Annotated in this window: 8 protein-coding genes; 4 read left to right on the top strand and 4 right to left on the bottom strand. The window is 40.0% G+C overall.

Features of this window, described 5'->3' with window-relative positions; all coding sequences use genetic code 11:
• The first annotated feature begins 109 nt into the window (after nt 1–109).
• From J2Z48_RS13670 to J2Z48_RS13680, 3 genes are read left to right on the top strand one after another with little or no spacing between them, the layout of a single operon-like run.
• Entirely contained in the window at nt 110–856 is a 747-nt protein-coding gene (locus tag J2Z48_RS13670; protein ID WP_307254413.1) for an ABC transporter ATP-binding protein, read from the top strand.
• Nucleotides 831–2,291 (top strand): hypothetical protein, encoded by a 1,461-nt coding sequence (locus J2Z48_RS13675; protein ID WP_307254414.1) that lies wholly within the window; start codon nt 831–833, stop codon nt 2,289–2,291. Before J2Z48_RS13670 ends, J2Z48_RS13675 begins: the two co-directional genes overlap by 26 nt.
• A complete protein-coding gene (locus J2Z48_RS13680; protein WP_307254416.1) occupies nt 2,284–3,153 on the top strand; it encodes a PqqD family protein in 870 nt (289 codons plus the stop codon). Before J2Z48_RS13675 ends, J2Z48_RS13680 begins: the two co-directional genes overlap by 8 nt.
• A gap of 119 nt (nt 3,154–3,272) precedes the next feature.
• On the opposite strand, the gene dnaI is transcribed toward J2Z48_RS13680, so the two are convergent.
• The 4 genes from dnaI to J2Z48_RS13700 form a co-directional block, all read right to left on the bottom strand.
• Entirely contained in the window at nt 3,273–4,232 is a 960-nt protein-coding gene (gene dnaI, locus J2Z48_RS13685; RefSeq protein ID WP_307254418.1) for a primosomal protein DnaI, read from the bottom strand.
• Nucleotides 4,233–4,302: 70 nt separating this feature from the next.
• Nucleotides 4,303–4,476: a hypothetical protein gene (locus J2Z48_RS13690; protein ID WP_307254422.1), complete on the bottom strand. Its 174-nt coding sequence runs from the start codon at nt 4,474–4,476 to the stop codon at nt 4,303–4,305.
• A gap of 227 nt (nt 4,477–4,703) precedes the next feature.
• Nucleotides 4,704–5,069, bottom strand: a complete 366-nt coding sequence (locus tag J2Z48_RS13695; RefSeq protein ID WP_307254423.1) for an isochorismatase family protein — start codon at nt 5,067–5,069, stop codon at nt 4,704–4,706.
• A gap of 32 nt (nt 5,070–5,101) precedes the next feature.
• Nucleotides 5,102–6,373, bottom strand: coding sequence for an MFS transporter (locus J2Z48_RS13700; RefSeq protein WP_307254425.1), 1,272 nt, complete (start codon nt 6,371–6,373; stop codon nt 5,102–5,104).
• A 345-nt stretch (nt 6,374–6,718) separates the two neighbouring features.
• Between J2Z48_RS13700 and J2Z48_RS13705 the strand changes: the two genes are divergently transcribed.
• Entirely contained in the window at nt 6,719–11,269 is a 4,551-nt protein-coding gene (locus J2Z48_RS13705) for a non-ribosomal peptide synthetase (protein ID WP_307254427.1), read from the top strand.
• Nucleotides 11,270–11,382: the final 113 nt, after the last annotated feature.

Raw genomic sequence — 11,382 nt, forward strand, 5'->3', positions numbered from 1 at the left:
TACGATGTAGCCGCTAAACCATAGACGATCGGAAGGAGATATAGGAAGGGAAAGTGTTTTACCCCTTCAAATCTTCTTCCAAGTCTATCGAGATAGGTAGGGTAAAGGTATGTTACATATTGAGCAGTTATCGAAAAAGTATAAAAATAATATATGGGCAGTCCAGGATTTTAACTTGTCGATTTACAAAGAAGAACTCGTTGCTATGGTGGGACCAAATGGTGCTGGGAAAACGTCTATTATTAATTGCCTTCTGGGAGTTATCTCTCCTACCTCCGGAACGATCCAATTAGACACATATCCCAATCAATCTAAAAAGTTTAAACAACTGATCGCATATGTTCCAGACGATCTAATTTTACCTGAAGCCTTAACGGGAACGGAGTACTTGGATTTTGTTACTTCTATGTATCAATACGAAGACCCAGAAAAACAAAGTAGTTTGATCGAGTTGTTTGATATCAAGGGAGCGATGAGCGAGCCGATCGAAACATACTCTCATGGAATGAAGAAGAAAATTCAGCTCATAGCTGCTTTTATGCTTAACAGTAAATTGATCATCCTAGATGAACCCTTTCGAGGTCTCGATGTAGAAGCCATCATCATGACAAAAAAACTAATGCGTAAATACCTACAAAAAGGTGGCAGTATTCTATTATCTACTCATGACTTGAAAGCAGCCGAGTATCTTGCACAACGCATGGTGATCCTTTCGAAGGGGAAGATTGTCGCAGAAGGAACGATTGAGGAGTTGAAGGTAGAAAATCAGTGTACGGACATGGAGGATCTATTTATGAAAGTATCGATGCTGCGTGATAGGAGTGCTCAATTTGAAAAAATTATTGAGAATTTCTAGCATCATTCTAACCATGTGGAGACTAGAAATAGAGAAAATCGTAAATACACGGGCAAAGAAATTAGTAGTTCTTATGGTGCTTCTCTTCATGATTAGTATCGCTGCTTTTGGCGGATATCAAATTACAAATGCAAGCCTTTCATCATTTTTACAGGGAGACATACGCTCTATCAGTATGTTAACGATCTCTATGTATTTAAATGCCTCTATTTATACCTTCGTTTTCTTTATTCTATTAAAAACGATTGCTTCTGACCAAGATTGGTTGTCCACTAAATGTAAATGGCTACCCATCACTCCATTTGAACGGAACTTGGGGTATCAAATCCCACTTATACTTACAATTTTAGTACTCATATTTTTTATTACGGGCATTATTCTTTTACCCGCATTTATCATTCATCAGATCGGGTTCGGTTTCAGTGTAGCTTTCTTCACTGGATTGCTCCTACAGGTATTACTCACTTTCTCTCTCCTGCAACTCGCGTATCATGTTGTTACTTTTTTCATTATTTCCTGTAAGCTTCCGTTCGGGAAGTTTTTTCCACTGTTTATCGTCATCATTTTGTTTGGATCATATGGTCTCGAAACCTTGAGTATACAAGGCATCCTAACCTCTTTTACAGATTTTCATTACAACCTATATTATCTTACGTCTCCTCTATTTCTACAGATCATCGGAGAGCTTTCACAGATGAAAGTGAATCTCCTATTTATTGTTGCGATCTATGTAAGCATTGTACTAGTATCTATGGCCTCGCTACTTCTAATCTCTATCCAATCTGAAAAGCGATCTCTTACGTTTCTAAGATGGATTCCGATCCCGAGGAACAAATTTGGAGCCGTTTGGGTGAAAGAAATAAAATCGCAGTCTCGAAATGAAGAAAATGTACTTAATTTTTTTCTGATCTTACTGCTAATCCTTGTGTTGAATCTAAAATTCAATCTAGCTAGTTATTCCTTTCTTCTCTTAGCATTAGCCGCAATGGCAGGGATGATTGCATTAAACTCATTTGGAAATGACAAAAAGATGGTCCCTTTTTATAAAATATACGATATTCAACCCAACACGATTGTGCTGGCGAAATATACTGGATTGATCCTGCTTGCCGTTATGCAATGGATCCTCTTTTGTTCACTGGCACTCTATCTTCCTAAAAACAATGAGTATTGGCAGGCCCTGCTGATCATCCTGAATTCGACTGCTCTTTTTTATTTAGTTGGAGTGATCATTCCGTTAGACAGACGTAATCCCCACATTGGTTTATTTGCGTTTGTCAGCTTCCTATTTGTTCTCTTTCCGATCATGTTTATAGCGAATTACTTCGGGGGATATTTGCCTACCTTTACTCAAATCGGAGCTATTGTGCTAGTAGAAGCATTGATTAGCGTAGCCATCCTCATGGCTCACCAATGGAGGTTTAAGCATGTATAACAAGATTCCTTCTCTTCCTGTTGGTATCCGAATAGAAGAAGAGGCCTTATATGACGAACACTTACATGTCTCTGTGCCAATCAATCAAACGGCTAAAATGATGTTGTTGGAAGTAGACGGTGTCAAAAATATGGAGGAAATTGTACATAATCTAAGCCAAACGTTTGAAGAAGTAGAGGAAGATAGGTTGTTTGATGATACCGTAAATCTATTTCATGACTTAAGCCAAAACTACATATTGAATTGGAAAGGCGGGTCTGTAAGTAAGTGGAAATCGATTCTCTTTCAGTTTCTCTTTCGATATAATCCCAGATATAGAGAACGTTTTAATCTATCAGATAAGGGCTTTTTCGCTATCTTTCTCAAAATATTATGGATCGTAGTCCAGAAAATAGCGATATTCTGGGTGTTGTTCATGGCGGCATCCCTTGTTTTATACATCTATGCACCATTCGATTTCATCCTATACGCATCGTATTACTATACCGTAACCTATGCGGGACTCATCGTAAGTTTTGCACTGCATGAAACCATGCACGCGTATATGCATAGGAGGATGACACAAGAACAGATAGGGTTTCTAGCCGCAGATTGGATGTCTATTCGGTTTGTAAGGCCTATTATCAAGCCATATCCTAAAAAAATGCTTTGGGTGACCCTTCTTGGACCACTTGTTCCCGGGATGATAGGCATAGTGGGGCTTCTTCTTATGTGTACGGTTGTGAACGTAGGAAATATGGCTACCTACACGTTACATACTATTTTCGGATTATTTGCGCTCCATATTTTCTATTTGTTGCCTTTTACAGGAGATGGGAAATCGCTTGTGAAGCAATTGTCTTATTATAGGTTAGAGAGCTAATATCAAGGATAGAAGACCGCTAAAGAAATCTAGCGGTCTTTGTTGTCAATCAAGTAGGTACTCACTTATATATTGTTCTCTCGCTGTTCGGGCTAATATGGCTTGTGAGGAGAGGGCATTTATTCATATCTCCAGTTTTTTCCCTCCACAGAAACGGGGACTACATACGGTCTGATACGCTCCATGACTCTCTTTGCACCTGCAAGATCTGTATACGTGTTCCCTTTTTCACGCATTAACGACATCGCTTCCTCCAATTCGTTTATGGATAAATTAGATGTATAGATGGTTGGAAGCTTTTCTACCATTCTGTTTTGTAAAATGACACCTAAAACATTGTCACGAATCCATGGAGTATACGATTCCATACCGATATCGTCTAAGACTAAAACGGGAATTCTACTTAGCGCATCTACCTTTTGAGTCACTGTAGCAGACGCCCTATTTTGACGTATCGACTCACCGATGGCATCCCGCATTTCGTTTATAAGGCTTGGCACATGAACCATGATAGAAGCAATATGATGATTGGCTAGTTTATTCACAATGCTTCCAGTAATATACGTTTTTCCTACTCCAAACCCTCCATAGAAGTAGATTCCTTTGCTAACATTTCCATGCAGGACAATTTGGGTAGTAAAGTCTACTGCTTTCTCGATTGCGTCTGCTCGTCCCTTCCCCCAATGGATATCATCTAGACTAGCTGACTTTATCTCTTTAGGGATGTTGTGGCTTTGAATCAATTTTTCACGTTTCCGTTCAAGTTCTGTATTCTCTAGTACTTCACACTTACTCAACATTAAATCAATGTTTCCATGGTAATGATATAGCTTAGAAGAATGACCTTTCATGAGGTTTGGACAAGTATCCAATCCTGTGCACTGTTTACAACAGTCTATTTCACTTATATATTGTTTTAGCTTTGGTAAAGCCCTCTTTAATTGTGAATGATCTACTTCTCCAGACTCTAGTATAAACTTAACAACATAGGGATGATTTAGAACTTCTTCAATTGCTTTTTGTGATTTCTTTATGCTCAATGGGCTTTGCTCAATGATCCCTCGGATATGCTTCATCATTCATATCTCCTTTATAGTAATAATTTACCACATATGCAAGGAAAAAAGCAGAGGAATAAATCCCCTGCTACTATAGGCTTTTACCAAAAGCTACTCCTTTTTCTATCATCATCTTTATCTGTTTCCCTTCTAATGTGGCTAGCTCGACAACTTGATGAACAAAATATTGAGTACTCGTAGGAGTGCGAAGTTTTTCCTGAGTACCAATTACCACACTCACCACATCGGTATTCTTCAGGACCATCTTTACTAGAACCCCAAAATGGAGCCATATTATCACCTCGTATATTATATTTTAAATATTTAAATATTAATCTCTTGATAAATCTATACTTCGTCCATCCTCTTTTCCTTGGAGATGAAAGTATATTTAGAAGTGAGTTGCCTAACGACTAATATAAACGAAGAACCCATTTTCACTACGTTAAGCGAAAAATGGGTTCTTCTCTTTTTTAATGCTATGCAAAAGCCCTACTTTGATCTGTTTTCATTTCTACAATTCCCCTGAATAAATCGCTTTCTACCAATTAATCTTTCTAACAGCCTAATCGCAGCCTTATGACTTTCCTGCCCGCCATTGGAAGCACAATAATCAATTAACACAACCGGCTCTATCCCTAATTGAAACAAATCCACAGCAGTAATCAATACACAGCAATCTGTGTCCATTCCACATACATATGCCTTTTCAATTTTGTTCTGAAACAAGTATTCACTAACTTTAGGAATCATTGCAGTATAGCCCTCTTTTTCCACTACATGCTTTGCATATGGTTTAAGCAATTGATCTATATCTTGCTCTTCTGGAGTAGTTAAACCATACCATCCCCCATGCATGTCCTCTTAAGATATAAGCTAAGTCTTACCTCTTAAGAGGAAACGTGCTCAGAAGCAAATGTAACCTTATTCTGTATTTTCGTTGGTTTACCCCAAAAATATTTTTGTAATAAAAAGCCCATTCCCCCCACAACGATCAGTCCCATTCCTACGTAAACATAGAGTTTCGTTACCCCGAAAAGATGAACCAACGGTCCGCTCATAGCAGGGGAGATGATGAAGATCGCATTTGTTAAACTACTTTGGATTCCAAACACTCTTCCTACTTGTTCTTCATGGGTCTGGTTTTGCAGAATGACTTGGTTGGCTATTATCATGAGACCACTTCCGAAACCAGCGACCAAGCAAATGAGATAGGCAAACACGATAGGAGTATTAGAGTTGATTAGACCGATTATGCCAAATCCAATCCCCATTAGGGCAACGCCCCCGTAAAGCGCCCAGCCGTATTGACCCTGTTTTAACTTTTGGATGAAGAGCCCGCCGAGTATCCCGCCAGAACCAATAACCGAAATCATGTATCCCATTTTACTTTTATCGTGTGGAAATAAGCTCTTGAATAGAGTGGGGAACTGTGAGTCTACTAACTGTAGGACAGCCATAGCAATCAAAACGAAAATAATGGTTGACCCTATGATTCGATTGGACCATACATATCCCCATCCTTGTAACCAATCAGTCCAAGTATTGGATTGCTTTTTCTCGCTATGTTCAGTTGATACACGTTCTTCTAATTTGATTGCGGATAGTAGGACGAAGGTAGCAAGTAAGCAACATACGGCTTTTATGATCAGACAAAGCTCTGGCTGAAACCAGCTTAATAAGATTCCTCCGATAAGCGGACCTACTATCTTGGTCCCTTGTTCTACGATGCCATTGATACTTACTGCCTTCATCAGAAGGGTAGGAGAGACGATCTGGCGTGTTAGCGTTTGTTGTGCAGGATAATGAAAAATGCTAAAAGTAGATCGAATGGTTAATACGAGTAAAAGCCAGTGAATATCCCGGACAAATAAAAGAACAATGGTTAATAGCCCTACAGCCAGATTGCATAGAATCATGATAGGGATTTTTTTAAAGCGATCCGCTATTACACCCGCCCAAGAGCTAAATAAAATTCCAGGGAGTGCATAGGCAGCAGGAATCAATCCAACCATGATGGGATCTACTTCCCATTGAAAACTAACAATTGTCATAATCGCTAACATATCAAGAAAGACACCAAACATGAGAAGGGAATAAGCAGAGAATACTTGTACAAAAATCGTGTTTTTCCATAGGCTTGTGGAGTGGATCGCTCTCATAAATGAACTCCTTTTTATCTAGAAAATAATATGTATGGTATTAAAATCTAAGAGACAATGAAATATTATATTCTTAATATACACATATAACTATATATATAGTAATATTTTTTATAAAGTAAATATAAAATAAACTTAAAATTAACTTGATAAAATTATATATTCAAATATATAATCATTAATGAATTATAAATACATATGTTATTAGGTTAAATATTTTCATATAAAGTATGAACATTTTATTAAATGATGAATTTTATGAAGTATTCATCGAGAAATGAGATACAATGCTTTATAAGTAGCTTATTAATACGTGTGTGCAATATTTCGAAAGGGGGAATTTTTATGGATAGTAGGAATTATTATCCTTTAAGTCATCCTCAAAAGAGGATCTGGTATACGGAAGTTCTGTATGCAGAGAGAGGGGTTTGTAACCTAAAGTTTTTGTTCAAAATTCACAAAAAAATGGATTATCTGATATTAAATCAAGTGGTAAATCGTGTTATTCGTGAAAATGATAGCCTTCGTATCAGATTAAAGGAAAATGAGCACCAGGTTCCAGATCAATACATAGCCCAGCACCAAGAACGAGAATTTGATTTGGTTGATTTTGGTTCTGAGAAAGATTCAGATGCGTTAGACAGATGGATTGAGGAAAAGAGACAGGAGACATTTCCGTTATTTAATACCGATTTATGCCATTTCACTTTAGTAAGGCTTAGTGATAAAGAATGTGCAGTGTTTGGAAATGTTCACCACATTATCATGGATGGGTTATCGATCCAACTTTGGAGTAGCCAGATTGCGAAGTATTATGATGGGTTTCAAGGTGAAGAAGACATTTCTAAGAAGTCATACCTTCTGTTTTTAGATAGTGAGCAGGCATACTTGAATAGCAATCGCTTTGAAAAGGATCAGAGCTTTTGGACGGAAGAATTCCAAACGATTCCAACTGTAACGGGATTGAAGCCCTATAATGTTTATCAAGTTAGTACAAGAGCATCACGAGAGACATTTCCGCTATCAGATCATCTAAAGGGAAGACTAGAGACATTTTCGAAGGAGCACGGATTTAGTATCTATACTCTTTTTGTCTCGGCGCTTTCACTGTCGATGTATCGATGGACTTCGTCACTCGATGTTGTGCTCGGAATGGCTTATAGCAATCGGATGAGCAAAGTGGAGAGGGAATTAATGGGGATGATGGTAAGCACGGTGCCCTTGCGAATGGATATAGATCCACTAGAAGAAGTGCTTTCCTTTATGGTAAGAGTGTCTCGAAAGCAATATCAAGCATTGCGGCATCAAAAATACCCATTTGATTTGTTATTAAAGCAGATGAATCAAGAGAACAATCGTAATGTTCGGCTATTTGGAGCTACGATTGATTATCGAGATCGTGATGGGAGCGGAGACTCTGCTTGGATTCCCAATCGGGAAGAAGTGCAAGATTTTGCAGTACATATCGAAAATTTGACTGATACAGATTCTATGTCCGTACATATTGATTACCGTAATGAATTGTTTTCGCGAGAAGAGATTGCACGCTTTTATCATACGATGTTGGCTCTATTGGAGAGTGCAATGGAAAATCCACATCAAAAGGTTTCAGAGATCGAAATTCTCTCAGAGGAAGAGAAAAGAAAAAGCTTAGTAGAGTTTAATCAACCTATATTTGACTTTCTACCTCAGGCAACAATTCATGAGTTGTTTGAGCAACAAGTTAAGTTGCATCCGGATGCGGTCGCTGTTGTATATGAAAAGGATCAGCTTACGTATCGCGAACTAGATGAGAGAGCGAACCAATTGGCTCGTTACCTTCAGAAACAAGGCATAGGTTCAGAGTCTCTAGTAGGGCTTTGTGTGGAGCGTTCTCTTGAGATGGTGGTAGGTGTACTCGGTATCTTGAAGGCTGGTGGGGCATATGTGCCACTTGATCCAACGTATCCGGAGCAACGACTTCAATACATTTTAGCGGATGCTAGCATTCAGCTAGTTGTCACGCAAGAGAGTTTACTAGAATCGAGCTGGCTCCCAGAAGAGATTCAAGCGGTTTGCCTAGATCGAGATCAAGGTGAGATTGGAAAAGAGAGTGTTGCTTTGCCGATTACGAATGGAAATCCAGACCATCTCGCATATGTGATCTACACATCAGGATCTACTGGGAATCCGAAAGGTGTTATGGTGGAGCATCACAACGTGATTCGGTTGATGAAAGCAACGGAACATTGGTATCAGTTTGATGAGAATGATGCGTGGACACTGTTCCATTCATACGCGTTTGACTTCTCTGTGTGGGAAATCTGGGGAGCCTTGCTCTATGGCGGGAAATTAGTGGTGGTGCCTTACTGGATCAGTCGCTCGCCGAAGGATTTCTATCAACTGCTAATAGAGGAAAAGGTGACGGTCCTAAACCAAACTCCATCCGCATTCCGGCAGTTGATCCAGGTATGTGAACAAGAAGATGAGCGTCAACAATTGGATTTACGCTATGTAATATTTGGCGGAGAAGCGCTTGAACCTACTAGTTTACTCCCATGGTTTGAGAGATACGGTGATCAGAAGCCACAGCTGATTAATATGTACGGCATCACCGAAACCACGGTTCATGTTACTTATCATCCGATTACTCTACATGATGCCAAGCATGCTTCCAGAAGCAATATCGGAAAACGGATTCCTGATTTAGAAGTGTATGTGCTGGACGGCTACCAACAACCTGTGCCGATTGGTGTAACAGGTGAACTGTATATCGGTGGAGCAGGGCTAGCGCGTGGATATCTAAACAGACCGGAACTAACGGCAGAACGTTTTATTCCACATCCATTTAGCAATGATCCGAATACGCGTTTATATCGAACCGGAGATGTGGCTAGATTCTTATCGGATGGAAATCTAGATTATCTAGGACGGATTGACCATCAGGTGAAGATTCGCGGCTTCCGGATTGAGCTAGGAGAAATCGAGTCTGCTTTAAACGGACATGCATCCGTCAAAGAAGCAGTGGTAATGGTTCGAGAAGATCAACCGGGTGATAAGCGATTGGTAGCTTATGTTGTAGGTGACGGAGATGCATCCGAGTGGAGAGATTATCTGAAGGCGGAACTGCCGAGCCACATGATTCCGGCTGGATTTGTAAAGGTGGAATCGATTCCGCTAACGGCTAATGGCAAAGTGGATCGTGAGGCTTTACCTATGCCGGAAGAGCAGAAGGTTGAAACAGAATGGGTAGCACCACGTAGTTTGAATGAAGAAGTATTAGCTAGCATTTGGAAGCAAGTATTGGGAATCAAACAAGTAGGCATTCATGATAACTTCTTCGAAATCGGTGGAGATTCAATCCTCAGCATTCAAATCATTTCACGAGCGAGTCAAATGGGCTTAAAGCTTACACCGAAGCAAATGTTTGAAAGTCCGACTATTTTTGAATTAGCACAGGTGGCAGGAGAAGTCGAAAGTGTAGTGGCAGAGCAGGGAACTGTAACAGGGGACGCACCGCTTACTCCAATCCAGCACTGGTTCTTCGAGGCAGAACATCCGAACCCAAATCACTGGAACCAGTCGATGCTTTTGCGAGTAAGAGAGAAATTAGATGTGGAGTTGCTAGAGAAAGCTTTCATACACTTGTTTACTCATCATGATGCGCTGCGTTTCCGATATGAGCCGTTATCGGATGGAACGTGGAAGCAGAGAAATAAAGGGATCGATGAACAGCCTGTCCTGCATGTGATAAAGCGGAACGATGCAGATCAACTAACATGGCATCAAATGATACAAGAAGAGATGGATACTGCTCAAGCTAGTTTCGATTTGCTTACAGGTCCATTGATGAGAGCCGTGTACTTCAGTGATGGGACAAATGAGAACGATCGACTATTCTGGTCGATTCATCATTTAGTAGTCGATGGTGTATCATGGCGGATTCTACTAGAAGATTTACAGACCGTATACAATCAGATGAAATGTGGCGAGAAGATCCAGTTACCTGCGAAGAGTACATCTTTTAAAGAATGGTCTGAGCGACTACAAACGTACAGTGAGTCGGAGATTTCAAAAGAAGTACAGGATTATTGGTATGAACAGGAAACCAAGCCTGTGATGACGATTTCGATGGACTCGCAGGTAACCGAAACGACAGAGGCATCACTGGATCAAGTGACAGTAGTCTTAGGGAAAGATGAGACTCATGAACTGCTACAAGAAGTACCAGCAACTTATAAAACACAGATCAATGAGGTCTTATTGACGGCTTTGGTGCGGGCTAGTACCCACTATACGGATCAACATAATAAGCTTTCTGTCCACCTAGAAGGGCATGGTCGAGAAGAGTTAATCGAAGGTGTAGATCTTTCACGGACAGTAGGTTGGTTTACTAGCATCTACCCCGTTCACTTTGATCTTCAAGGAACAACCACACCGATCGAGGGTTTGAAGGCGGTAAAAGAGCAATTGCGCCGTATTCCGAATCACGGTGTTGATTATGGGATTTACCGTTACTTGAGCTCACAGAAGCATCAGTTTGATCAACAATCCAAACCGTCTATGAGCTTTAACTATCTAGGACAACTGGATCAAATATTCTCTCCGGAATCTTTGTTTTTGCAGGACACAGCGTTTATAAGTCTAGATCACGCACCTCAATCCAAACTATCACATCCGATTGAAGTGATCGGGATGGTGCAGGATGAGAAACTACATCTAGTTTGGAAATACAGCAGAGAACAATTTTCTAGGTCCACCATTCAAGATATAGCAGATGGCATGCTAAACCAGCTTCGTCTACTAATCAACCCACCCACCACAGAATCAGCCTACACTGTATCCGACTTTGCCGATGCAGAGGCTCTAACCGAAGAAAGCTTGAGCAAAGTATTACTAAAGCTTAGTAAAAAGTAGGGTTGGGAGAACGTTTTAACTGCTTGTAGTAGATTGACAGACAAGAATGACTTTGAAGCAATCTGTGCATCAATCTACCAATCAGTAAGCAAGAAAGGATTAGGGGCAATGTA

Origin of the sequence: Croceifilum oryzae (genome assembly GCF_030814315.1) — a bacterium.
Taxonomy (GTDB): Bacteria; Bacillota; Bacilli; order Thermoactinomycetales; family Thermoactinomycetaceae; genus Baia; species Baia oryzae.